Origin of the sequence: Salinivibrio sp. IB872 (assembly GCF_001995345.1) — a bacterium.
Taxonomy (GTDB): Bacteria; Pseudomonadota; Gammaproteobacteria; order Enterobacterales; family Vibrionaceae; genus Salinivibrio; species Salinivibrio proteolyticus.
Window position 1 is genome coordinate 1 of sequence record NZ_MUFO01000008.1, and the last position, 24,762, is coordinate 24,762.

Consider the following 24,762-nt stretch of genomic DNA (forward strand, 5'->3'; position numbering starts at 1 on the left):
GTTGTTCGCTAAAATCATTAACAAGGATATGTAATGAGAAATAGAAAATGGATATTTGCAGCTATTTTCCTCATTGGAGGACCTTCACTGTTACCATTTAGTATAGAAGTGATAGCACTAGTTGAATTACTTGGTTTTTTAGGGATATGGACAATGTACTCATCCTACGCTGAGTACTTGGTGAATCACCCTAGGTATAAAAGAGGTCTGTGTTTAGCTACAAGTTGGGATCTTCAACCGCAAATGTTGTTCTCGGCGAGTGAGCTTAAGGCATGTCCTCAGTTAGTTTTTCATATGTTTCCAGTTCAGAGTGTAATAATCTGGACTTTGAATATTCTGTTTTGGAGTGGCCTAGTTTGGTGCCACATTATTTAAGCCAACAAACTTTTCAAGAGGCGTTCGAAACGTGCTGGCGGAATACCAGCGATGCATGAGGGTTTTCTCTTGATACAACAGTGTATTGCCTAACAGGCGCTCTATATGTTTAATCGCATGTTTAACTGAGGTTTACGTCTCAAGCGCACGCCCAAGCTGGTTTGGGGTAAATCAGCGCCGTCGAGTAAGGTTTTAGTGGCAAGAGTAAGAGAAATAAGCCGTTTTTTGTGAATTTTGGGGCACTGTTTTGACAGTGTTTGTAGTAGGGTTTGATCATCATGCATCGTTAGCATCGCTATTGAATCTGTCTGTATCGAGTGTGTTTTTGGCGAAATTCATTCGATCAGAGGGAGCGATGCGTGTCTGCTTCATTGTTTCAAAAGATATTTATGAGGGGACTCGCTAGATAGCGGCGCTATAACACCGGTTCATTTTTTATAGTTAGTGGGGTATTCGTTGAAAGTAGGTATAGCCCAAATGCCTATGGATTGGACTGTTGAGGGGAACACAAAAACGATTTGTAATGTCGTTAACAAGAATCATGACTTGGATGTTCTTGTGTTTCCTGAACTGGCAATTACTGGTTTCCATCGAGATATTAAAAATCAGGCACAGAAACATTTGGTCGACAATGCACTGAATGAAGTTTCAATTCAATGCCAACTGTCAAATACATTGGTCTTCATCGGCTACCCATTAAATGAAAATAATAAGGTTTATAATGTGTATTCTGCTATTAATGAGATGGGCACTTTAGAGATAGTTTGGCGAAAAGTAGGGCTAACTCAAAGTGAGTGTACATTTTTTGAATCTGGTGATAAGCGTAGTATCTTGGAACATCCACTTGGGACGTTCAGCTCTTATTTGTGCCGTGAGGCAAGCGACTTTAATTGGGTTGTTGAACAATTATCAGTTCAATCGCCATCTTACATTCTATGGCCAAGCTATATTGGGCAATCTGAATTCTCCGTAAACACTGAAAGTACAAATTATGAGGAGGGCTCAAAAAAGATAGCTAAATCACTCTCTGCTATGGTTATTCAATGTAATTGGCCTAATTCTTTGAATAACTCCAATGATAAAGGGTTAGGCGGTAGTAAGATAATCTCAAGTCATGGTGACATTATTGCGCAATTGCCCTTCGATAAAAATTGTATTGGCGTATTCGATACAACCACTCACGAGTTAGTAATTCGATAAGCGGACGTAAGTGTTATAACAAATGCATCGACACGATTTGCTATACTCGGCATTGTCAGTTTGTCTTTAGTTTTAGTGATTAAGGCGGTAAAACTCAGCTAAGCCTGCATAGTAGCAAACGTATTATGCTGGAATTATAGCGCACGATTAAACTAACTAGGTACTCAAGATGAGCGATAGGGTAAAAGAAGCATTGATTTGGTTTAAGGGGATCTTGGAATCAGAGCGAATTGACTATCAAATTGTTGGTGGTTTGGCTGCAAAAATTTACGGTGGTAGCCGAGCAGTTGCGGACATTGACTTGTTTATCCACAATGTCAATGCAGAAAAACTGTTAGCAAAGGTTGGTTCATATGTCTCCAAACCTTTAACGCATTACGTGGAATACGGTTGGGATTTAGAGTATTTCCAATTAATCTACCATTCTCAAAAAATCGAAGTTGGTTTGTCTAAAGGAACTAGAATTCAATCGGCTCTTGATGGTTCATGGCACAGGTTAGAAATTGATGTTTCTAACTCGGTTTCAATGTGTTACCAAAATGTCGAAGTGCCAGTAATCCCTAAAGACGAGTTAATAAAGTACAAGTGCTTACTGAAAAGAGAAGTGGATTTAATCGACATACAGGAACTGACTGAAAATCGAGCGCCATAACAAAAGTGTATGTCATCAATTTTTAGATTTCGGCGAGGTTCTTATTCCACACGTCGCTCTGCCGCACCTAAGTATGGTAGAGCATCAAGAGAGGGAATGATGTCATTCGTTAGTTTGCTACAAAGAGTCGCGAAGTATTAAGGAAAATATGAAAGTAGATATTAGACCAGCCAAGGAAGACGAACTGGAATCTCTCCATTCTTTGGTTGTTTCAAACGATGAATGGACAAAGTTTAATGGCCCTTACTTTCCTTACTCAAATCCATCACTAGAACAGTTTGAGAAATCTTTATTTCAAAGATTATTAAATGGTTCAGACTTACAGGTAATCACTGTAGATAATGTACCTGTTGGGACAGTAAATTGTTACTGGGAGTGTGAAGAAACTCGCTGGCTTGAAGCTGGTATCATCATTTACGATTCTGCATATTGGGGGAAAGGTATCGCAGCACGAGCCATTCCTCTATGGGTTTCATACTTATTTAATACTAAAGAAATTGAGCGTGTTGGTATGACAACCTGGTCGGGTAATCCTCGCATGATGTCGCTAGCATTGAAATTAGGCTTCCAGCAAGAAGCTAGATTGCGAAAAGTGCGTTACTACGAGGGCAAGTACTACGATTCAGTTAAATATGGGATGCTGCGTTCGGAGTGGTTAGAACGCAACTGGCAAGGTGTTTAAGAGAAATCTTCAGCGCTTGGCATTTTCAGTTTTAATCAGCTTTGGTGTCTACGCAATGGATTAGCTGAGGTATAGCTGATTGGCGGGAATAATCTAGTTTGGATCAGTGCGTTAGGTGACTAATTTGATCAACAACGCGGTTGAGTACTACACAATCTAGCGATACAAACGGACAGAAAAGGAAATCAAATAGATGCAATACCTAGAGGTAAATGTCAAGACAGCGATTATCGTTCACGGTTATGACGAGAATCATAAAGAAATTACAGAAACAGTGAATGAGGAGCAGTACGTCACAAAGCTCGTTGCGATCGAGAGGCTGCAGTCTGTTAGTGAGCAATATCTTTTAGTGACTGGATCGCACGGTCGTATGATGTACTGGGAATATGACGAGTCAATCGACAGCATCCGTCAAAAACTGGAAAAAGTAGGTGTGCGCGTCGCATAACAAACACAAGGAGCTAGCACCGACTCTCGTGTGCTAGCATCTGTAGGTAGGTGGAGTCTAGCTTATGTCACTTTATGACAAACAGAAGTATGTAAAGAATCAGGAAGATACAATGTTAGTTGCTTCGGATTCTTGGTTGACAGTTAAATTTTCCCAAGAAGCAGCAAAGTCTTGGAAACGTATTCTCGTACTATTCGTTCTTGCAATTCTATGTTTGTTCGCACCAGCATTGGGTTTGATTATATCAACCATAAATGCATTCTTTTCTTAAGCAACTAGGGATTCGTGGGTTCAACTGCGAAATGCCCATAAGATACCCACGATTTTTGGTGGTTACAGTGGCTGCAAAAGCGATGGTATGAGAATTTTAGAAACACTTAGGGGTAATTAACGTAGAAGTTAAAACAGATAAGACAAGTATCCATATTGGTATGGATAAATCATTTATAAGAGACACAATGAACACAGTAAATATCCAGTATTATAAACACCCTTATGCCGAATTTATCCTTGGTTCGTATCAAGGTAAGCTTTGCTTGTGTGACTTCCGATATCGCAAAATGAGAAGTGCTGTTGATGAGCGCATTAAACGGATTCTTAACGCTGAGTTTGTAGAAAAGAGCGATGATGTTTTAGCGGCTACTCAAGCTCAACTCGAGGAATATTTTTTGGGTGAGCGAAAAACTTTTGATTTGCCTTTACTTTTGGCGGGTACCGATTTTCAACGGTCGGTATGGAGTGCATTAAGCAACATTCAATACGGTGACAGGGTGACGTATCAAGAGTTGGCAGTATCGATTGGTAATGAAGCCGCAGTACGAGCGGTTGGCAATGCCAACGGGGCAAATGCGTTGGCGATTATTATTCCTTGCCATAGGGTTATCGGCACCCAAGGGGAGCTTATTGGCTACGGTGGCGGTCTGTCACTGAAAAAGCGCCTTTTAGAATTAGAACAGAACTTATTCATTTAAGGATAGAAGTGGGCGCGTATGAGAGCGGAGCTAAGAGCGAAAATCCTGGCGGTATGTGATCAAAAAATCAAAGCGAAAGGTGAGAATGTCGGTGTGTCATTTTATGCGTTCTTCAAAAACAAAAATGACAATCCAGAGCAGTTGATGGAAGCCGCAACCTGGTGGATACAGACCCATCAATTAGATCATTTTGTTAAGGCAAGAACCATCAAAGAGATGGTGAAAAATAATTTATGACGACTGCAGAAATCATGGCCTATTTTGCCGACAAGGTGTAATTCAGGTTCACCAAGATGACAATGGGTAGCGGGGCACTGGCCCAGACAGCCGGACTGGCTTGGGCACACGGATGTTAGAAATCCCGCGACGGTTGAGGTAGCATTGCCGACTTTTTCTGCGGTGAGAGGCATTTATGTATATCGGCTTTGACTATGGTACAGCAAATTGCTCGGTGGCGAAGATTGAAAACGGTCAGCCGACGCTGTTGCGTCTAGAAGTGGACAGCACGTTTATTCCTTCCTCCCTTGCCGCACCTACGCGCGAATCAGTGTCTGAGTATTTGTTTCGTCATCGGGGCATCAAGCCGCTAGATGCGATTGGCGAGCAGATGTTGCGCCGCGCCATTCATGTAAACCGAGAGGAAAGCATTGAACTTGAGGCGGAGGACATGGCGTTTGGTCAAGCGGCGCTCGACCGCTATCTCGATGATCCGCGCGATATGTACTACGTGAAATCGCCTAAATCTTTCCTTGGCGCGTCAGGTTTACGTGATGCCCAGCTTCGGTTTTTTGAAGACCTCGTATGCGCAATGATGGATAACATCAAAACGCAAGCCGAACACCAAACCCAACAGAGTATTCATGATGCGGTGATCGGTCGGCCGATCAACTTTCAAGGCCGTGGAGGCGAGACGGCAAACCGCCAAGCCGAAGCTATTTTGCTCAATGCGGCTAAGCGGGCGGGCTTTAAACAGATTGAATTTCAGTTTGAGCCGGTAGCGGCTGGCCTGGACTATGAAGCCACATTGAGCGAAGACAAAATTGTTCTGGTGGTCGATATCGGTGGGGGGACCACAGACTGTTCGTTGATTGAGATGGGGCCATCATGGCGCGGTAGTAGCGATCGTAGTGCAAGTTTATTAGCGCACAAAGGCCAGCGTATTGGCGGCAATGACTTAGATATTGCGTTGGCATTCAAACAAATGATGTTCCCGTTTGGGATGGGCAGCAAGATGGAATCTGGCATTGAAATGCCGATTACGCAGTTTTCCAACCCTATCGCGATTAACAACGTACAAGCGCAAAACGATTTCTATGCGTTTGAAAATTTGGCGGTGCTCAAAGGGCTGCACAAGCAAGCGCAAGAGCCACATAAACTGGCCCGTTTGCTTGAGGTGTATCACGAGTCACTGGGTTACAACATTGTCCGTCGTGCGGAAGAGGCAAAGATTGCGTTGTCGGATCAAGTTGCATACCGAGCGGGTATTCAATTGTTCTCCGAGCGCGTGGACGTTGATGTATCGCGCGATAACATGATTGATGCGATTGAAGCGCCCAAACGTAAGATGATCGCCTTAGTACACGATGTGGTCGCTCAGGCTGGTGTAAAGCCTGACGTGATTTTTATGACAGGTGGCTCGGCACGCTCGCCCTTTTTACGTGAGGCTGTACAAGCAGAGTTGCCGAACATTCCTGTGGTGAGTGGTGACTACTTTGGCTCAGTCACTGCAGGCTTAGCGCGTTGGGCGGAAGTCTGCTTTAAGTAAGCCCAACAGCCGTTGCGGCTCGTTCAAAACAATAAGGAAATATCTATGATTCAGGATGACATAAATGGACAGCATTTACCTTTGCAGCAGGCATTGATTGAATCGGCCTGCGACGCATTTGCTTCAGAGCAGGATGTGATTGCGGCAGTATTGGTCGGATCTCTCGCCGCAGGCAAAGGCGATCGCGTGTCCGATGCGGATATTGTCGTGTTTACACAGCACGGCTTTCATCGCTCGGCAGCGTCATGTTTTGCGCGCTTTGAGGCCGGAAAAGACATTTTCTATTGCTTGTCCGGTGATCACAATGAACAGGCGATGTTTAAAAAATATATTTTCACGGATCTAACCAGTGCCGAAATCCATTGTTTGGACGTGAGTGAGCCATTTCAGCTCGCGCAGCCCTTTATGGTTTTATTTGATAAAGCAGACATCGTTCCAGCGCGAGTGACGGATGAGCCAGCCCCTAAGCACGAGAACTTTCCTGTGTACACCAGCGGGGATGAAGGGCTGATTTGGGAGCTGTTTGATTGCATCAAATGGCTGAGCCGTGGAAATAACGCGTTAGCAAAAGGCTACCTTAAGAAGCTGTCAGCCGCATTGTAACTGACAGAAACAATACTGCTTCCTACCTTGTCATTGAGGCGTCGAAAGGAGAGCCACATGGACCATTCTACATTTAATCAATATTGCAGCGCGTTTACGGCCGCGACACATGTGGTGCAGTGGGGCAACTCAGACGTCTGGAAAGTGGGTGGGAAAGTCTTTGCCATTGGCACCAGTAGTAAAAGCGGTCAACCGGCGTTTACCTTTAAAACCTCGCCAATAAATTATGCCTTTTTGTGCGATCTTGAGGGTTACGTACCGGCGCCGTATTTTGCTAACCGTGGTATGAAATGGATTCAACAAACCCATACCACTGGGGAGCTTGATGAAGACTTAAAGTACTATGTGGCGCAATCGTATCAGCTTGTTTGTCAGGGCTTGAGTAAAGTGAAACGAGCCGAGCTCGGCGTCGATGAGAACAGTCTTTGATAGAGGCGCTGGACAAGCCATTCAGGGTTGGCAAACGCCGGCAATAATAGGAACCCACCTTAGCGAAAACTTCCGTATTTTGATTAGAAATCATGCACCAAGGTAGGTGTGTTGGCGCGAAATAGTTTTGTTAGGACAGACTTATATCGCCAACCCAGTGCCAGTAGCCGTTTCGCTAAGCTTTGATTTTGAATGGTGGCAACTTCAATGCCGCGGTAGTGATGCGGATGTGCTTGAATATAATCGATAAACGCCGTCAGCACCCCTTGGCCGCGAACGCTGGGGGCAAATTGTAGCGAAACAATCGATAATCGCTGACTACCGACCGGGCAGTGAATCAGACAATAGCCGAGTGGGTGCTTGATAGCGGTGGAGAGCTCTGGAAAAGCGCGCGTCTGGTGACGTTGAGCTAATTGGTCATAGCCGTGGCATAGGTGATTAAGCAGTTGCCGAGCGTTATCATCCATCGAAGTGTCTCTGGAGAGGTCGAAACGTAGCCACCATATTAAGGACTTTATTTTTTCTAAAAACAGAAAAGCGCAAGCCTCGTATTTACCTCTTTTGGGCACAATAATTGCGTAAAAGCCGCGATTTCTACGCCAGACAACCAGCTAGTTTTTAAAACTGTGCGCGAGCTCATGCCGCACCATTGGTCGTTAGTGAATGACGAGTTTTTATAAATTTATCAATCATGTACATTATGTGCTGATTTTTTAACACGGACGTTTAACGATTACGACAATCAACAAGATTCTTTCTGCGGTGGCGATGTATAAAGGATTGCACCGCAATATTTACTACGTTGCACTGGCCCGCATGATCCTCGGGATGGGCAACTTTATTATTCCTTTCCTCGTGCTTTTGTTTACCGATAAGCTCGGCTACTCCACGTCGCTGGCGGGTACATTGGCGATGAGTATTACTGGCTTGTACCTGCTGGGGAGTTTTATTGGTGGCAAGCTTTCTGATTGGGTAGGCCATAAAAACACTATGGTGGCGGGGGAATGTGTCGGCGCTATCTTGCTGCTGATATGTGGGTTTGCCCCCGATGCCCCGGTGATGGTGCCGGTGTTATTATTCGCTGCGTACTTTTTTATTGGTGTGGCGTTGCCGGCCAGTAATGCATTGGTGGCCGATTTATCTCACGCAGGCAATCGCGATGCGGTGATGTCGCTTAGTTACCTTGCCTATAACTTGGGTTCAGCGATTGGCCCCATCTTAGCGGGCTATTTGTTTTGGCAGCACACTGAATGGATTTTCTTTGGTAACGGACTCGCCGTCTTGGTGGGTATTCTTGTGGTGGCCTTTTTGGTTAATGTGACCGAGCAAGCCGTCCCCGAGTCTGACTCTGACCTTGAGCGTGCGGTAGAAGGCAGTGTCTGGTCGGTGCTTAAATCACGTCCTTATCTCATTGCGTTCACTTTACTTTGCGGCATGCTTTGGTTTGCTTTGAACCAAATGACGATGGCCAGCCCGCTTTATTTGAGTCATTTATTTGGCCAAGAAGGGCCCGTGCGTTTTGGTCAATTGATGACATATGCGTGCGTGTTGGTGGTGATCATCACGCCGCTATTGCTCCGCGTCACGTCTGGACATACTGAGACGATGGGGTTGGCCTATGCAGGACTCTTATTTGTGCTGGGGTATGGTCTTGTGATGTTGGCACCTACGATTCCCGTTCACTTTTTAGCGTGGTTTTTTCTTTCCGCTGGTGAGGTGTTGGTCCTGACCAAAGAAGGCGTATATCTTGCCAACAACTCACCGGCGAGCCATCGCGGTCGTATTCAAGGGGTATTGATCACGTTGCGTAGTTTGTTGCTGATGCCAAGCTTTGTATTGATTGGCTATGTCATCGACACGTTCGGTTATTCGGTGACTTGGTCGCTTGTTATCGCTATGGCGATGTGTGCCAGCATCGGTATGCTTTTTTTATCGGTGCGAGAGAAAACACGCCTCGCAGCCACGTCGTCATAAGATTGGTGGCTTTGTGACTCACGCTGACTCATCATCCATGCGGTTAAAGGTAGGTTAATATGGAGAGCCGCTTTGATAAGTTTATTCCTCATCACCCTTAACCTGGGAAATAGATAGCCCGTATGTTAGAAATCATTACCGCGCCAGATCTAAGGCTGGCCATAAAAGCAGAGCCAGTCACGGATATTACCGCCGTACAGACGTTGATTGATGATATGCTTGAGACGTTGTATGCCACTGACAACGGTATTGGATTGGCTGCTACGCAAGTGGGTCGTAAAGAGGCGATTGTCGTCATCGATATTTCTGAACGCCGGGATGACCCTTTAGTGCTCATTAATCCGGTGGTTGTATCTGGCGTTGACAAAGCCATTGGTCAGGAGGGTTGTTTATCCGTGCCCGGCTATTATGCAGATGTCGAGCGATACTCGTCTGTTGTGGTGTCGGCCCTTGATCGCAATGGTCAATCGATCACGATAGAGCGCGATGATTTTCTTGCCATTGTTATGCAGCATGAAATCGACCACTTATCTGGAAACCTTTTTATCGATTATCTCTCGCCATTAAAACGACAAATGGCCTTAAAAAAGGTGAAGAAGTATTTAAAACAGAGCGCTTAGTAGAATCTTAAACTTACATGGATGTAAGAACAAACGATGAATATTGGTATTTATGTGTATGAGCACGCAGAGGTGCTCGATTTTGCCGGACCTTTTGAAGTGTTTAGCACCGCAAAACGTTTGGGCGCGGACAGTTGGCAGGTTGGACTGATTGCTGAACAAGACTCACCTTTGCTCGCGCGCGGCGGTTTGCGTGTCGTGCCGGATTATCATCTCGCCAATCATCCCACACTGGATGTGCTGCTGGTTGTCGGCGGCGTTCACCATGAGCAAGTCACTAACCCGTCGGTGATCGATTGGGTGAAGCAACAAGATGCGATCACCCAATGCACGGCCTCTGTCTGTACGGGGGCGTTCATACTGGCAGAGGCCGGACTACTCGATGGTCGAAAAGTGATCACACATTGGGAAGATATGGACGACCTCAGCCGTGCCTATCCGCCATTAAGCGTGGTACCAGGTAAGCGCTGGGTGAGGGATGGAAAATATCTTACCTCCGCGGGCATATCTGCGGGTATTGATATGAGTTTGCAGCTGGTGGCTGATCTGCATAGCGAGGATTTAGCCCAGCGCGTGGCCAAGCAAATGGATTATTCGATAAACGATCGATAGCAAAAGAGTCTATTGCCTTTTCTCTTGAGCAATATCTACATAAACGAGGCCAGTGCTCTAAGCTTGAAGCGAAAGGAAAATAAATGCATCACTGTGATGTTATTTGTTGATAACCGTTGAGGAGAGAATGAAACAGTTAACTATCCTTATTGGTCTCTTGCTTCTATTGACAGGGTGCCAGTCGATTGCGAACTCGGATGATAAATTGCCTTCACATTTCTTGGGGTTTTATTCGGAGTCTTCCCTTCGCGACTATGTGGCTCGCCCAACAAGTATCCCTCCTGACTATGCTGGTTTTCTCCCTTTAAAAACCGGTCGTGATGCGTTGTTAGCTCGCTTAGCAATGATAGAGTCGGCATCTCAATCCTTGGATGTTCAGTACTATATTTTTCGCAGTGACGAAACGAGTCAGCTGATTATATGGCGACTTTATGAGGCGGCAGAGCGCGGTGTAAGAGTTCGAGTATTGCTTGACGATATGCAAAGTCGTGACGATAGCAGTTTGGCCTACCTTGACGCGCATCCGAATATTGAAGTGAGACTTTTTAATCCACATCAGTATCGTATCTCGCGTGTGCTTTCATGGTTAACCGATGGAAAGCGGTTAAATCGGCGCATGCATAACAAGTCTTTCTCTGCTGATGGTGTTTTTTCGATTGTCGGTGGGCGTAATATCGGCAACGAGTACTTTTCTTATCAATCATCGGTGGAGTTCAGCGACTTTGACCTTATGCTTTATGGCGATGTGGTGTCTCAAACGCAAAAGCAATTCGATGATTACTGGAACAGTGATTATGCTCACCAGATGTCAGACATCTTGCGCAGTGACAGGTCACCGAGTCGTGAGGATATAGAGCAGTGGCGAAAAGAAGCCAATATTGAGCACCAATTTACACGCGAAAACTATAATTTTCACTCGCTGGCACTCTATGAGTCGTTAAAAAATCATCAACTGCCGATGAGGTGGGGGCCAATTAGGCTAATGTACGATCAACCGGAAAAAATCACGTTGAATGAAAGTGATATGACCACGGGAATCGTTGAGCTACTTCAAGGTGTAGAAAGCGATATGGTTCTGGTGTCACCTTACTTCGTGCCGACAGATACGGGAACGCAAGCGTTGATCAATGCGGTTAAACAAGGCAAAGACATTACGATTTTAACCAACTCCTTAGCGTCTAATGATGTTTTTGCGGTGCATGGCTGGTATGCCAAATATCGCCATGCGTTGGTTAAAGGTGGCGTGCACCTTTGGGAAATGAAAAGCCAGCCGTTTATCAAACAAAAATCGCAATGGAGCGTCACAGGGAGTAGCCGCGCAAGCTTGCATGCCAAGTTAATGCTTCTAGACCACCAGAAACTCTTTGTCGGATCGATGAACCTCGATCCACGCTCTGCGGACTTAAACACGGAAATGGGTGTGGTGGTAACGCATCCTGATTATGTCAGGCAAGCATTAAGAGAGCTTCGCACAGGGCTTATGGTGAGTGCTTATGAGCTGAGACTCGAGGACGAAGATTTGATCTGGATTGACCATCAAACCGGAGAGCGCTTCCATAGTGATCCTGATGTTGGAAAGATGCGATCAATGGGCGCTTGGCTGAGTGGCTGGTTGCCGATTGAAGGTTGGTTATAGTTGAACCTAAAGGGTTCCAATGTAAAGTGGATTCATCCGCCCGCCTTGATGTAAGGCGGGCGGCTTTTTACTAGCGAGTTACCGTGTCAGGAAGACGAACACGGAACAATATGGCATAAAATAAAGGCACCACGACCAGTGTCAAAATGGTGGCGAATAAGAGACCAAACATAATGGTCACCGCCATACTTTTGAAGAAGGGATCAATCAATAATGGGGCGACCCCGAGAATCGTAGTCAGGGCTCCGAGCAGCACAGGGCGGGCTCGACTTAATGCCGCTTCAATGATCGCTTCGTAGGGCGCTTTACCATTCTGTCGCTCTAAATCGGCTTGATCGACGAGCACGATGGCATTTTTAACCATCATCCCAATCAAACTTAAGAAGCCGAGTATTGCCATAAACTCAAACGGTGTTTGAAAGACAATCAGCCCGACTGTGACGCCGATGATCGCCAACGGCGCCGTCATCCAAATCACCAGAGGCTGGCGCAATGCGTTAAACATAAACACCACGGCGAGAATCATGGCGGCAAACCCATAAGGCGCAGACACCGCAAGCCCCTCATTGGCATCGTTGGAGGCCTTATATTCACCGTACCAGGTCAGGTTGTAACCCGCTGGTAACTCAATGGCTTCGATTTTGCCGCGAAGCGCGTCAAATGCGTCAGCGGTGAGCACACCAGGGGCAGGGTCTGCTTGTACAAGAATGGTTGGCATACGGTCAATCCGACGCAACAATGCATCTTGATACTCCACATCAATCGAGGTGATGAGCTGGCTGACAGGCACATATTCTCCAGCTTGGCGGCTATATACCTCGGTGTTTTCGATGGCGCGGATCTGTTGGCGTTCGCTTTCTGGCGCACGCACGACGATAGGAATTAAATCATTCCCCTCTCGATAAACGCCGACGCGTTGTCCCGTCAATGTTTGCGCAATGGCCTCACTGATCTCTTGTACGGTTAGCCCGTAGCGTTGCGCTTGTGTTGTCGCATACTGGGGACGTAAAACGGGCACTTGCTGGCGCCAGTCATCTTGGACTGCGATTAAATCCGCATCATTCAGCATAATGGCTTTTGCTTGTTCTGCTAACTGGCGTAATACGGCACTGTCAGGACCACTAAATCCGGCTTCAATTTTTTTACCGCCACCACGGCCCAACATAAACTTCCACACCTTGATGGATGCGTCTGGATATTTACTATCAAGTTCAGTTTGAAGCTCGCTGAGTAGCGGGGCAATCTTGGTGTAGTCATCAATATCAATCAGCAGTTGTCCATAACTCGGGTTGCGGGGCTCCGGCGAGTAGGTCAGCATAAACCGGAGTCCGCCACCGCCAATAAAGCTGGTGATATTGGTTACGCCGGGTTTGGCTTGGACATCTTGCTCAATACTCGCAACAACCGATTCTGTCCGCCGAATGTCTGAGCCTTGCGGAAGATAGACATCTACCACAAATTGCGGGCGTTGTGACTCTGGCATGAAGCCAGGGGGAATAAACTGAGTTCCCCACAGGGCGAGGGCTAAGGTTCCGACTAAAATCACACTGGTCAGGGCGCGATGCGCGAGGACCCAAGCGAGCAGCGCTTTGTAAGCGGTTACAATGCGTCCGGGTGCTTGCGAGGGAGCAACAGGCTTGGTTTTCAGGAAGTCGTGACAGAGTAGTGGCGTGATTGTAACCGCAAATAGCCAGCTGAGTAACATTGAATACAAGATAACCCAGAACAGAGAGCCGGCGTATTCTCCCATATCAGACGGAGATAGGCCGATTGCGCTAAACGCGAATATACCCACAACCGTGCCACCGAGAAGTGGCCACTTCGTGCTATTGACGACGTCTGACACAATGGTTTTCTTGTCAGTTTCTGTATCTTGTTGCAATCGGACGAGGACACCATCGGTCACGACAATGGCATTATCAACCAGCATGCCTAACGCAATAATCAGCGCCCCGAGTGAGATTCGTTGCATGGCAATATCGTCGATATACATAATGCAGAGCGTACCGGCAACCGTTAACAACAGGACAAAACCGATAATGATGCCGGAGCGGATCCCCATAAACAGCAAAAGCACGATAAAAACGATCGCGACAGCGGCAATTAGATTATCGATAAAATTGGCGACGGAATCACGTACTGAGTCTGATTGCATCGAAATGGTATGCAGCTCCATCCCTAGGGGGCGCTGGCTATCTAACTCCGCTAAGCGGGCTTTAACCGCATCTCCCATCTCGACAACATTACCACCGCTGACGTTTGAAATACCAAAACCAATGGCGCGCTGACCGTTATAGCGCATTAGCATGGACGGTGGCGTTTGATAGCCGCGTGTAATCGTTGCAATATCACCGAGCGTTAATACGGTATTATTGTCACCTACGGACACTTGCACGTTTTTAAGATCTTGGACGGAACCAATATCTGCGCGAGGGATCACCGGCACTCGCATGTCTTGGGCGTCGATGTTTCCGGCAACGGTGACCAGATTTTGCTTTTGCAGTGTTTGGAAAACATTTTGAGCGGATACACCAAATTTCGATAGGCTATCGCCCGCTATCTCGATAAAGATGGTTTCATCCTTGTCGGCTAAGGTCGCCGTTTTCGCCACGCCAGGCACGAGCACGAGATTTCGTTTTAAGGTGTCGACATAATCTTGAAGTTGTTTATCACTAAAGCCTTCGCCAGTGACGGCAAAAAATAATGAGTAGACGTCAGAAAAGTCGTCATTAACGATGGATGAGCCCGCTCCGGGCGGAAGTTGTCGTTGTGCATCCACAACTTTGCGGCGCATTTTGTCCCAGACTTGTTGTAACTCTGCGGCGGTCTTTGAGAAAGAAAGCTTAATTTCGACGGTGACTTCGGAGCGTCCTTGAAGCGAGACAGACTTGACCTGCTTCAGTTCCTGCATCGATTGAACCGCGCCCTCGATGACGTCTGTCACCTCATCGGACACTTCTTGCGCGGTAGCGCCAGGGTAGGGGGTAATAATGACCGCTTGGCGAATAACAAATTCTGGGTCCTCAAACCGCCCTAATTTCAGGTAGCTGATATAACCGCCCAGCAAAACAAGCGCAATGAGTACCCAAACACTGAAGCGCTTAGCGATCGTATAGCGTGCAATATCCATTATAACGCTCCGTGATTCTCTTCCGTATAAGGACGGACTTCCATGCCTGGTTTCACACTGGACACACCTGCAATAATGACTTTTTCGCCCACAGATAGATTACCAGTGACCACGATGCGACTTTTATTTAGTTCGCCTATATTGATGGCGCGTTTCTCGGTGATGTTGTCTTTGTTTACCACCCAAACGAACTGTCCTCCCTGATTATCAGGCACCACTGCAGTAAGCGGTAATGTGATTAATGGGTTTGCATCCTTACTACTGGTTGGTATTGCAGGCATCACTTTTAGTGACATGCCTGGCAGAATGCGCTCACCCTTCAAATCGGTAAACGATAAGACCACTGGGTACGTTTGTGACACAGGGTCAGGCTCGGAGGCGAACGTCTTTAACACCAAAGGGAATTGTTTATTGGGAATAGCTGAAAGAATGCCAATGGCGCGGGTGCGCTGAACACCAGAAATTACCACGCGGTGTGGCACGTGAATTTCCGCTTCTAAGTTATTGATATTTTGAACGGTGAGGACAGGTTCATTCGCTTGCAGCTGGCTGAAATTGTCGACATGTTGTCGCGCGACGATGCCATCAAACGGTGAGCGCAGCTGCGTATTAGCTAGGGCACGCTTTGCTTCGGCGACACGGTTTTGCGCGAGGTCACGCCGTGATTTGATTTTCTCGAGATCCGCTTGGGAGATGGCTTGGCTCTTCTCAAAAATCGCTTTGGCGCGCTTGTACTCGATATTGGCATCGTTAAGCTCGATGTTTGCGGAATTGAGCGCGGTTTGCGCATCCTCCTGATCTAATGAGGCGAGCAGCTGTCCTTGAGTGATAGCGTCTCCTTCTTCCACTTGAAGCGACGTTAAACGTCCACCGACTTCAAAAGCAAGTTCTGCGCGCTCTGATGCTCTGACGATACCATTAAAACTAAGGTTTGCACTTGACTGCGCTTGTGTGATTTCGACGAGTGCTGGACGCGGCGCAGTTTTTGTGTCTTGCTGTTGCGGCGCTTCACTACACGCAGTAAGTGAATTGAGCATAGCGACACAGGCCGCCACGGTGAGGACGTTTCGCAGGGTAAACCCAAGCTTTGAATCTAGCATGACGCAGGGACTCCTAGAAGGTAATTGACTGGTTGTAGTGGTATGAAACAGCATCAGCGCCGCGATGTCAGTGTAAGTTATATTTATCAAAAACGTACGTTATTTATGTGATGAAAGTCACGAACGAATGACGGCTAGTTTGAATCACTGAGCCGTCATGATTGTTAGAGAGGTGGCTCAATCTGACCGAGCCTCTGGCGCTGTCGAGACCCAATTCAGATGGACGTCTTGTTGCGGGAATGGAATCGAGATGCCTTCTTCATCAAAGCGCAATTTGACTGTTTTGGTGACATCCCAGTAGACGTCCCAATAATCATCGGTTTTCACCCATGGTCGGACAATAAAATCTACCGAGGAGGTATTCAGAACATGTACTTTGATCATGGGCTCCGGTGTGCGAAGTACCGCAGGATGTGATTGAACAACCTCGGTGAGCACGGCTTCTGCTTTAAGAAGGTCATCTTTATAGCCAATACCAAACACCATATCCACCCGCCGAATCCGCTCTCGAGTGACGTTTTTAATCACATCTCCCCATATTTTGCTGTTCGGGACAATGATAATTTGATTATCAAACGTGCGAATCGTGGTATTCACCAAGCTCATATTGCCTACTTTGCCATCCACGCCACCGGCGTAGACAAAATCACCTACATCGAAAGGGCGGTAGATCAGTAGCATCATCCCCGCAGCAAAGTTTGATAGTGTATCTTGCAGCGCAAAACCGATAATGACCCCAGCGATACCAAAGCCAGTGAGTACCGGAGTAAGATTGACCCCGATCTGCGAGAGACCGACCAAGATCCCAATTACCCACACGGCTTTGCCGGACATCGAGACGAAAAAGTCTTGCATTAACTGAGAGAACTTAAAGTTTTTATTGGCGACCGCGGATTTCACAACGGAGCGGGTAAGTCTTGCGAGCAGTTTTGCCACCAACAAAATCAGCACAAAAATGATGAGCTGGAAAATCAACTGTGGTGCATTGTCTTCTGCCCAGTTCAGGGCATTTGCGGACCAATGGGAGAGGATCGAATACGCGACATCCACATCCAGAATATCTTGGGTGATGTTGCCGGTAACGCCAAATAGCTGGCGTTTATATTCTGCGGTTTCGATCCCCAACTGATCGGCGAGCTGATAGGTGCGCTTTAAGCCATCAGTGGCGATAGTCAGTCGTTGTTGGGTGTTCAATTGCGTCAGCTGTAACGCGGGTTTTTCGGAATCAGGACTCGATTTGATTTGTTTTTCTTGCGCTGTGTATTGCTGACGTAGGTAGTCGATAGATGCGGAAAGAAGTCGTAAACGCTGGTTAAGACGTTGCTCTAAGGTGTTTCGTGTTTCCTGTGTCGGCTGATCGAGCTGCTCAAGCCAGCGTATGTTTTCCCAACTCGCCTCAAAGACAGTACTGAGGTATTGCTGTAGCTCCGCATACTCATTGATGAGTGGTAAGCGTTGCTCTTGGCTGGCTTGAGTGATTTGCTCATTGAGGGTATTGAGACGGGCCGTGATGTATTGATACGCGTCTTGCGTATACCGCCGTTGCGCCGTGACCAGTTGAACCAACTGCGGGTTATCCAAGCTTTGTTGATTGATGGCGTCGGTGAGCAGCTCTCTTAGCTCCTCGTTTTTGTTAAACAGCTGCAATTGAATCGCATCTTTGTCATCGCCTTTTGCTTGTTCAAGGCTTTCTACAAGGGTCTGAATATATTGTTTGGTGCGCGCTATTTGATGCGCTAATGAGGAGGTATCGCTCGACGTGACACTTTGCTCAGTCGGCGCCGGCGCTTGGTCGGCATAGGCCGGCGGAAGAAACAGAAGGGGAGTTACCAGTACTAGCATGATCGTATTCATGCGTTGACGGCGATGCGATAACGTTTTTATCCAATTCACGTTTCTTTCCTCTTGCCTGTTGGCGATTGTGATGGGCAGCGATGGCGGCAATCCAATGCCCAACCGAGCCTTGCCCCTGAGCTTTAATAGCGTAGCGAGTTTAGCCTTAACTGCCTATACCGTCAGCCATTTTTGTGATGCACTGGTTTTTATGATGCGTTAGCTATTGCTTGTGGATTGCATAGTAATGGTGACCGTTTCGCGTCGCGTGTGTCGGTGTCTGCCAACGGGCAATGAGAACGACGGTTTAGTGAACCAGGTGAGGTTGCTTTTTTAACACGATCTAGATATGCGCGATGCTAGTTAGTACGTGTATGATGAATCACGCTGATGTCAGTCATCGACGGGCGCTAGCGGCTCATGATTAATGGCAGTCATGGGATTGAATTGAAAGGAATAGGAACATGTTTCCAGTAACATGGCGGTCTGAACGCCTGTGTTTTAGTGCGTTTGAGTACAGTGATGCAAAGCGCGTTAAAGCGCTGTTTGAGCAAAATCAGCATCTGCAATATCAAGATCCCACGTTTAAACCTTGGTCGTTGTCGACTTATCAAGCATTGATAGCGGATAGTGCGGAGAAAAAGGCGCCCGACGTCGAAGAGGCCTTTTACCTTCGTCGCATTCAGACCCATGACGGTAAAGATATTGGCTACTTACAAATCTCACTCAATGCGCCGGATGCACAGAGTGTTTGGCTGCCCATGCTCACTATTTCTCCAAGATATCAAAAACATGGCTATGGCAGCGAAGCGGTTGCGAGCGTGATTGAAACCGTGCAAGCTTATGGGGACTATCGACGCATGGGTGTGAATGTTTACGCCGAAAACATTCGCGCGTTTCGATTCTGGTATCAGCAAGGGTTCTGTCGTATTTCCCATTTTGAACCCGAGCAAGATGAAGGACGAGATTACCACTGTTTGGTGCTCTATCGCGATTTAGACGTGAGGACACCATCACGATAGTGAACAGGGAAAGTGACTGAGTCATATAGGAAAGCAAAATGATAAAAACACCGAAAAAACGTCTGCTACTGACGCGTGTCGCACTGAGTGTTGTACTTGGCATGGGGCTTAGCGTTTCATCAACCACGGTGCATGCGGCTGACGCTGCACAAGTTCAGGTGCAGCGAGCGTCTGGGCTCCATCTGCAAGATTTTGATCGAACGGTTCGCCCGCAAGATGACTTGTTCCGTCACGTGAACGGCACGTGGTACGACCAAACCCAAATCCCCAGTGATATGTCCAGCTATGGTGCGTTCCGTATCTTAGCGGAAGAGAACGAAAAGCGTCTGAAAGGCATCATTGATGAGCTGGTGGCGCGTGATGATCTTAAGCCTGGCTCCAACGAGCAAAAGCTGCGTGATTTTTATCTTAGCTATATGGACCAAGATAAAATTGATGCCTTAGGAGTCACGCCAATCAAACCTGAGCTTGATCGTATTGCGGCGATTTCCTCGAAGCCTGCGTTGATTTATGCGATGGCCGATTTGCGACAAATTGGTGTTGGGATCCCGTTTAGTTTTTATGCGTGGGCCGATGCGAAAAACCCTGACTATAACGCTCTGTATCTGAGCCAAAGCGGGTTGGGCTTGCCGGATAGAGACTATTATTTCCGAGACACCGAGGACGCTGAGCGTATCCGCACCGCTTACAAACGCTATCTCGAAGACATGCTGCGCTTAGCGGGCTACGATCAGGCCAAACAACGCGCGGATCGAATTTATCAGCTGGAAAAGACACTGGCAGAGCACCATTGGACACGCGCTAAACGCCGTGACGCGCAAGCCACCTACAACAAAATGCCCATTGAGGCGCTCAACCAGTTGATGGGTGAGTTTGATTATGCCCGCTTTGCCAAACGCGCGGGTATCGACAAAGCCGATGAGGTTGTGGTGCGCATGCCGTCTTATTTTGAGGCGCTAGGGCAGGTGTTTGAGCAAACCAGCCTGCAAGCGTGGCAAGATTATCTAACCATCCGCACGCTCAATGCGTTTGCACCGCGCCTAAATCATGAGTTGGTTGAACGTCAATTTGCGTTCTATTCCAAAACCCTTAACGGTATTCCTGAGCAGCGTGACCGCTGGAAGCGCGGCGTGCAAGCCACTGAAGGGGTATTGGGTGAAGCGCTTGGCCAAGAATATGTCGCCCGCTACTTCCCACCGCAAGCCAAAGCACGTATGGAAACCATGATTGATAACCTGCGTGCCGCGTTTAAAGACTCGATTGAATCATTAGCGTGGATGAGTGATGAAACCAAAGCGAAAGCATTGGATAAGCTGAGTAAATTCACGCCTAAAATCGGCTACCCAGAGCAATGGGAAGACTACAGCGCGCTGACCATCAACGCCGATGACTTGATTGGCAACAGCAAACGTGCCGCACGCTGGGGCTATCAAGATATGTTGTCGCGGATTGGTGCGCCGGTTGATCGCAAAGAGTGGGGCATGACCCCGCAAACGGTCAACGCTTATTACAGCCCAACTGCCAACGAGATTGTGTTCCCCGCCGGGATCTTACAACCACCATTTTTTGATATGAATGCGGATGACGCCGTGAACTATGGCGGTATCGGTGCAGTGATTGGTCATGAAATGGGGCACGGTTTTGATGATCAGGGCTCGCGATATGATGGTGATGGCAACCTATCCAATTGGTGGACGGATGAGGACCGGGCGCGCTTTGATGCACGCACCCAAAAGCTGGCTGAGCAATTTAGCCAGTTTGAGCCATTGCCGGGCTTGTTCATTGACGGCAAAGTGTCTTTGGGTGAGAACATTGGTGATTTAGTCGGCTTGACCACCGCCTTCCGCGCCTATCAAAAATCGTTGCACGGAGAACCGTCTCCAGTGATGGATGGGTATACCGGCGAGCAGCGATTCTTCCTCAGTTGGGGACAGATTTGGAAAATGAAGATGCGTGAAGATGCCCTGCGTGAGCGTGTGTCGCTGGGTCCGCATGCGCCACCGCAATATCGCGTGCTCGGTGCGCCGCGCAATGTCCCTGCGTTCTATGAAGCCTTTGATATTAAAGAAGGTGATGGCATGTATTTACCCGAAGATCAGCGGGTGAATATCTGGTAATCTCGGATGCCGCCGTTAGGGCGGCATTTTTTGCGATAGATGTTGGTACTGTCTGTCGAGCGAACAGATGTAAGGAGGCCCCAAGTGCTGAGCACCCCAAGGACGAGATTAGTTTTACTTCCCCCAGAAAAAGCCGACATGATGGCGCAGTTTTATCAACGAAATCGTACTCACCTTTCCCCATGGGAGCCCATACGTCCTGCCGCATTTTATCACGAAGACTATTGGCATCGCGCGCTGCAAGAAGCGAAAGACTTGTTTCAACAGCAGCAAGCCTTTAAGTTTGCGATTTTGCATCATGAACGGGACGATGTGATAGGGGTGTGCAATTTTACCAATGTCATTCACGGCGCCTTTAAAGCGTGCCTGTTAGGTTATGCCGCTGACAAGCATTATCAAGGGCAGGGCTACATGCATGAAGCCATCCAAGCAGGCATCCGTTTTGTATTTGATCAGGTTGGGTTGCACCGTGTGATGGCCAACTATATTCCGGACAACACGCGCAGTGAGCGGCTACTTACCAAGCTGGGGTTTGAGCGCGAAGGCTATGCTCGCCGTTACCTCAAAATCAATGGCCGCTGGCAAGATCATGTCCTCACCGCCAAACTCAATCCTTCAATGGAAGAGTGAGTCGTGGAATCACCAGTCGGACATTCCGTTTTATCCATTTAACTGTCAGGAGAAAAAATGAGTCAGTTTACCGAGTACAAAGTCGTTCATATTGTTGAAGGTGGTTGCGGCACCTTATTGCTGGGCTCAAGTGGCTTGCCGTTGCAACGCCTCGAAGCCGAACTCAATCAATACGCGCAAGATGGCTGGCAGGTTGTTTTTCAAGTCATTGAAAAGAAAAGATACATGCTGTTTTGGCAGCGTGAGGCAGTGATTGTCACCCTAGGTCGCTAATGCTCAAGTATTTGTCGCTTACGTTGATCCATCGTTACCAAGCTAAAGGTGGATCAAAGAAACGGTTCAATATTGAGTGTAATTTCGAGCCGAGCTGCTCGGAGTACACGCGCCAAGCGATCGAAAGATACGGCGCACTCCGAGGCTGGCAACTCGGATTGGCGCGCATTCGCCGCTGTAATAATCCCAATGCGATTGAAAAAATTCACGACGAGGTGCCTTAATGCGTTTTACCCAACCGATCGAAGCGCTGGAGGCGCAAGAAGAAGCACTGAGGAAGCAGGTGAATGGCTTGACCCAAAGCCAGAAAAAACGCTATTTTGCCGAGCAAGCCAGACAGCTCAAAGATCCCGATACCTATGCGGCGCTGAATTGGGCATTCCTTGGTGGCTTTCATCATCTTTACTTGCGAAGGTATGGGTTGTTTGTCGTAGAATGTGCATTATTGGTGATCGCCGTTATCGGCTTAGTGATGAGTCAGCCTTATTTTGCGTTGATTTTGGTTGGCTTAGTGCTATTTGAGTTACCACAGCTGTTTTTTGCCCAGAAAATTGCCAGGCAGTATAACTATCATGTATCACGCGAAATATTCGAACACGTCCGTCGTGGTGACTAATTCATGAAACGTCGTCGGATCCGTAAACGTCACCAGCACCATTTCTTTTTATGCCAGAAGACATATCGTCGCGCCTTAATTGATTTGATTGAGGTAGATCCTGTGAGGATGCGTGCGTTGCGATGTGTTCAGTCCCTCAATTTACCCCAGTGCTATATCGCCGCCGGGTTTGTTCGCAACTTGGTCTGGGATGCATGCCATAAGTACCCGCCGAGTGCGCTCAATGATATTGATGTGATCTACTTTGATCCCTCAGACACCAGCATTGAGCGCGAGCAATACCTTGAAGCCTTGTTGCAAAAAACCATGCCGGAGATGACTTGGCAGGTGCGCAACCAAGCAAGAATGCATGAGAAGCATCAAGATCGGCCGTATGCGAGCACACTGGATGCGATGCGTTTTTGGCCCGAAAAGGAAACGGCCATTGCGGTTCGCCTCGATATGAATCAGCGCTGTGAAGTGATCGCTGCATTCGGTGTACAGTCTTTGTTTGAACTGAAACTCAGCCATAATCCCGCTCGCCCTTGGTCGGTATTCCAGCAGCGAATTGATCACAAGCAATGGCTAACCCATTGGCCAAAGCTAACGGTAACAACCCAATGTTCGGTGGCAGCTAAGCCAATCAATGCGGAGTAAGAACCGATAAAGTGCGCATGGACACAGATTGTCCATGCCACCCAAGGCATACTCGTTTCTGTGTTAATCAGTATGGATACGTAAACACATGAAATATCGTATGGATGCTAACCCGAGTGATGATGATATTACAGCCATTCGCCAAGGGTTAAAGCAAAGTAATCACCCGTTTCTTGCCGGGATCCCAGAAGGGTCGTTAGCTGGTTATGCCTTTAATGATCATGATGAGCGAGTGGGTGGAATTATAGCCAACACCTGGGGACAATGGCTGTTGATTAAATACCTTTGGGTGGATGACGCCTTTCGTCAACGCCATGTTGGTAGTCATCTATTGGGCAATTTGGAAGAGTACGGCAAAGAGGTAGGTTGTAAGATGGCCTTTGTCGATACCTTTAGTTTTCAAGCTAAACCTTTCTATGAAAAACATGGCTATCAATGTCAGATGACGTTAGATGATTATCCCCTCAACCATTCTCTGCACTTTATGACTAAAAAGCTTGCGGACTGAGTCGAACATTGAGCGGGTTAAATTCTCATTCCGACAAGCAACTGACTGATTTGTCGTGATAAAACAGTGATAAAGATTCCAAAAAACGGGTCGCGTTGTGTGGTTTATCAACGGGCTACGGCTGAGATCAATATACTTGCGAGTAACAGGACTAGACTCGCAAGTTTTTGACTCACAGATAGAAAGGAATCATGAAGACATCACGTTCATTTTTAGCGGCCTCCCTCAGTGTGCTGCTTTCCACTTCCGTTTTCGCGACCGTCAGTAATGATGAAACATTACTGGCTAACCAGCATCAATCCCTTACTGAAGCGACGTTAGGTAAGGGCTTTGGTCCTCAGTCACCCCGAGATATCGATCAACTCTCAGGCACTAACCCACAACGGTTTCAGTACGCACCTGCCGCACCGCAGATGAATTTGTGCAATATTCATTTTCATAAAAACGCAGAGCATAAAGGCGGCGAATTTACGCGATATGCTGGGATCGGGGACGGGCAGGGTTACCAATCCGGTTACCTTTATACGGGACAATTAACCGACGCTGAGCGCATGGCATATCACGCTTAAGTGATGCGACGGTGAATCCACAGTTGCGGGTTGAGGCACAAGTGCTTGTGGCGGTGAATGATGACAGTGCCGCTGATTTCACGCGCCTAACGGCGGTTGGTCAGCGCAAAGGGCGCTATCAAGCGATTCACCTGCCCGAAGATAGTGGTCAGGCGGTAAGCTATCTCGGCTCAACGACCGGCCCGGCCTACAACGAGAAAGGATCGCCGTACCAAGTAACGTGGCGGGTCCGCCCGAAGGTCAAAAAGGTCAACATCGCAAGTATTCAGCGCTGGTGTCAGGCAAACGTATTTGAAGAGCATCATGCGCACGGTGTACGTAATTTGGTGGTTCAGCCTGCGTTACTCTCCGAGCAATAAAA

25 protein-coding genes and 2 pseudogenes are annotated in these 24,762 nt (G+C 47.5%); 23 read left to right on the forward strand and 4 right to left on the reverse strand.

Features of this window, described 5'->3' with window-relative positions:
• The first annotated feature begins 831 nt into the window (after positions 1 to 831).
• The 9 genes from BZJ18_RS05320 to BZJ18_RS05365 all read left to right on the forward strand — a co-directional run bounded on the left by BZJ18_RS05320 (position 832) and on the right by BZJ18_RS05365 (position 7,125).
• Positions 832 to 1,575, forward strand: a complete 744-nt coding sequence (locus BZJ18_RS05320) for a nitrilase-related carbon-nitrogen hydrolase (RefSeq protein ID WP_131825266.1) — start codon at positions 832 to 834, stop codon at positions 1,573 to 1,575.
• A gap of 169 nt (positions 1,576 to 1,744) precedes the next feature.
• A complete protein-coding gene (locus tag BZJ18_RS05325) occupies positions 1,745 to 2,227 on the forward strand; it encodes a MazG-related protein (RefSeq protein WP_069586825.1) in 483 nt (160 codons plus the stop codon).
• A gap of 148 nt (positions 2,228 to 2,375) precedes the next feature.
• Positions 2,376 to 2,909, forward strand: coding sequence for a GNAT family N-acetyltransferase (locus BZJ18_RS05330; RefSeq protein WP_077455616.1), 534 nt, complete (start codon positions 2,376 to 2,378; stop codon positions 2,907 to 2,909).
• Between the two features lie 193 nt (positions 2,910 to 3,102).
• Positions 3,103 to 3,357 (forward strand): hypothetical protein, encoded by a 255-nt coding sequence (locus BZJ18_RS05335; protein ID WP_074212458.1) that lies wholly within the window; start codon positions 3,103 to 3,105, stop codon positions 3,355 to 3,357.
• A 458-nt stretch (positions 3,358 to 3,815) separates the two neighbouring features.
• The gene (locus BZJ18_RS05345; protein WP_077455617.1) at positions 3,816 to 4,328 is read left to right on the forward strand and encodes a methylated-DNA--[protein]-cysteine S-methyltransferase; all 513 of its coding nucleotides are present in this window, start codon (positions 3,816 to 3,818) and stop codon (positions 4,326 to 4,328) included.
• 18 nt (positions 4,329 to 4,346) lie between these two features.
• Positions 4,347 to 4,565 carry a DUF6500 family protein gene (locus BZJ18_RS05350; protein ID WP_077455618.1) on the forward strand — a complete coding sequence of 73 codons (219 nt, stop codon included), beginning with the start codon at positions 4,347 to 4,349 and terminating at the stop codon, positions 4,563 to 4,565.
• Positions 4,566 to 4,740: 175 nt separating this feature from the next.
• Positions 4,741 to 6,093: a molecular chaperone gene (yegD, locus tag BZJ18_RS05355; RefSeq protein ID WP_077455619.1), complete on the forward strand. Its 1,353-nt coding sequence runs from the start codon at positions 4,741 to 4,743 to the stop codon at positions 6,091 to 6,093.
• A gap of 45 nt (positions 6,094 to 6,138) precedes the next feature.
• The gene (locus BZJ18_RS05360) at positions 6,139 to 6,696 is read left to right on the forward strand and encodes a nucleotidyltransferase domain-containing protein (protein WP_077455620.1); all 558 of its coding nucleotides are present in this window, start codon (positions 6,139 to 6,141) and stop codon (positions 6,694 to 6,696) included.
• A 57-nt stretch (positions 6,697 to 6,753) separates the two neighbouring features.
• Positions 6,754 to 7,125 carry an MmcQ/YjbR family DNA-binding protein gene (locus tag BZJ18_RS05365; RefSeq protein WP_077455621.1) on the forward strand — a complete coding sequence of 124 codons (372 nt, stop codon included), beginning with the start codon at positions 6,754 to 6,756 and terminating at the stop codon, positions 7,123 to 7,125.
• Positions 7,126 to 7,208: 83 nt separating this feature from the next.
• On the opposite strand, the gene BZJ18_RS05370 is transcribed toward BZJ18_RS05365, so the two are convergent.
• Positions 7,209 to 7,592 carry a hypothetical protein gene (locus BZJ18_RS05370; protein ID WP_077455622.1) on the reverse strand — a complete coding sequence of 128 codons (384 nt, stop codon included), beginning with the start codon at positions 7,590 to 7,592 and terminating at the stop codon, positions 7,209 to 7,211.
• A 111-nt stretch (positions 7,593 to 7,703) separates the two neighbouring features.
• Between BZJ18_RS05370 and BZJ18_RS17545 the strand changes: the two are divergent.
• The 5 genes and pseudogenes from BZJ18_RS17545 to BZJ18_RS05395 all read left to right on the forward strand — a co-directional run.
• Positions 7,704 to 7,805, forward strand: a pseudogene (locus BZJ18_RS17545) (cytidine deaminase); the annotation flags it as partial.
• 88 nt (positions 7,806 to 7,893) lie between these two features.
• A complete protein-coding gene (locus BZJ18_RS05380; protein ID WP_077455623.1) occupies positions 7,894 to 9,099 on the forward strand; it encodes an MFS transporter in 1,206 nt (401 codons plus the stop codon).
• A 122-nt stretch (positions 9,100 to 9,221) separates the two neighbouring features.
• On the forward strand, positions 9,222 to 9,719 hold the full coding sequence (gene def, locus BZJ18_RS05385; RefSeq protein ID WP_077455624.1) for a peptide deformylase: 498 nt from the start codon (positions 9,222 to 9,224) through the stop codon (positions 9,717 to 9,719).
• A gap of 36 nt (positions 9,720 to 9,755) precedes the next feature.
• Positions 9,756 to 10,331, forward strand: a complete 576-nt coding sequence (locus BZJ18_RS05390; protein WP_077455625.1) for a DJ-1/PfpI family protein — start codon at positions 9,756 to 9,758, stop codon at positions 10,329 to 10,331.
• 127 nt (positions 10,332 to 10,458) lie between these two features.
• Positions 10,459 to 11,967 (forward strand): phospholipase D family protein, encoded by a 1,509-nt coding sequence (locus BZJ18_RS05395; protein WP_077455626.1) that lies wholly within the window; start codon positions 10,459 to 10,461, stop codon positions 11,965 to 11,967.
• A 70-nt stretch (positions 11,968 to 12,037) separates the two neighbouring features.
• Here the strand turns inward: BZJ18_RS05395 and BZJ18_RS05400 are convergent, their stop codons facing one another.
• The 3 genes from BZJ18_RS05400 to BZJ18_RS05410 all read right to left on the reverse strand — a co-directional run bounded on the left by BZJ18_RS05400 (position 12,038) and on the right by BZJ18_RS05410 (position 18,039).
• Complete coding sequence (locus BZJ18_RS05400) at positions 12,038 to 15,097, reverse strand: efflux RND transporter permease subunit (protein ID WP_077455627.1); 3,060 nt, start codon at positions 15,095 to 15,097, stop codon at positions 12,038 to 12,040.
• Positions 15,097 to 16,197 (reverse strand): efflux RND transporter periplasmic adaptor subunit, encoded by a 1,101-nt coding sequence (locus tag BZJ18_RS05405; RefSeq protein ID WP_077455628.1) that lies wholly within the window; start codon positions 16,195 to 16,197, stop codon positions 15,097 to 15,099. The genes BZJ18_RS05400 and BZJ18_RS05405 overlap by 1 nt, the downstream gene beginning before the upstream one ends.
• 177 nt (positions 16,198 to 16,374) lie before the next feature.
• On the reverse strand, positions 16,375 to 18,039 hold the full coding sequence (locus BZJ18_RS05410) for a mechanosensitive ion channel family protein (protein ID WP_077455679.1): 1,665 nt from the start codon (positions 18,037 to 18,039) through the stop codon (positions 16,375 to 16,377).
• Between the two features lie 455 nt (positions 18,040 to 18,494).
• Here BZJ18_RS05410 and BZJ18_RS05415 point away from each other — a divergent pair, with 455 nt between their 5' ends.
• From BZJ18_RS05415 to BZJ18_RS05455, 9 genes and pseudogenes are all read left to right on the forward strand, one after another.
• Positions 18,495 to 19,052, forward strand: a complete 558-nt coding sequence (locus BZJ18_RS05415; RefSeq protein ID WP_077455629.1) for a GNAT family N-acetyltransferase — start codon at positions 18,495 to 18,497, stop codon at positions 19,050 to 19,052.
• Positions 19,053 to 19,090: 38 nt separating this feature from the next.
• Positions 19,091 to 21,169, forward strand: coding sequence for a M13 family metallopeptidase (locus BZJ18_RS05420; RefSeq protein WP_077455630.1), 2,079 nt, complete (start codon positions 19,091 to 19,093; stop codon positions 21,167 to 21,169).
• Positions 21,170 to 21,253: 84 nt separating this feature from the next.
• Complete coding sequence (rimJ, locus tag BZJ18_RS05425; RefSeq protein WP_198532184.1) at positions 21,254 to 21,799, forward strand: ribosomal protein S5-alanine N-acetyltransferase; 546 nt, start codon at positions 21,254 to 21,256, stop codon at positions 21,797 to 21,799.
• Between the two features lie 57 nt (positions 21,800 to 21,856).
• Positions 21,857 to 22,072 carry a DUF4177 domain-containing protein gene (locus tag BZJ18_RS05430; RefSeq protein ID WP_069362674.1) on the forward strand — a complete coding sequence of 72 codons (216 nt, stop codon included), beginning with the start codon at positions 21,857 to 21,859 and terminating at the stop codon, positions 22,070 to 22,072.
• Positions 22,072 to 22,296, forward strand: a complete 225-nt coding sequence (gene yidD / locus BZJ18_RS05435; RefSeq protein ID WP_021022755.1) for a membrane protein insertion efficiency factor YidD — start codon at positions 22,072 to 22,074, stop codon at positions 22,294 to 22,296. Before BZJ18_RS05430 ends, yidD begins: the two co-directional genes overlap by 1 nt.
• Positions 22,296 to 22,688 (forward strand): hypothetical protein, encoded by a 393-nt coding sequence (locus BZJ18_RS05440; protein WP_069587063.1) that lies wholly within the window; start codon positions 22,296 to 22,298, stop codon positions 22,686 to 22,688. Before yidD ends, BZJ18_RS05440 begins: the two co-directional genes overlap by 1 nt.
• A gap of 108 nt (positions 22,689 to 22,796) precedes the next feature.
• Positions 22,797 to 23,324 carry a nucleotidyltransferase family protein gene (locus tag BZJ18_RS05445; protein WP_241824921.1) on the forward strand — a complete coding sequence of 176 codons (528 nt, stop codon included), beginning with the start codon at positions 22,797 to 22,799 and terminating at the stop codon, positions 23,322 to 23,324.
• Between the two features lie 88 nt (positions 23,325 to 23,412).
• On the forward strand, positions 23,413 to 23,832 hold the full coding sequence (locus BZJ18_RS05450; RefSeq protein WP_077455633.1) for a GNAT family N-acetyltransferase: 420 nt from the start codon (positions 23,413 to 23,415) through the stop codon (positions 23,830 to 23,832).
• A gap of 191 nt (positions 23,833 to 24,023) precedes the next feature.
• Positions 24,024 to 24,760, forward strand: a pseudogene (locus tag BZJ18_RS05455) (delta-class carbonic anhydrase).
• Positions 24,761 to 24,762 lie beyond the last annotated feature (2 nt).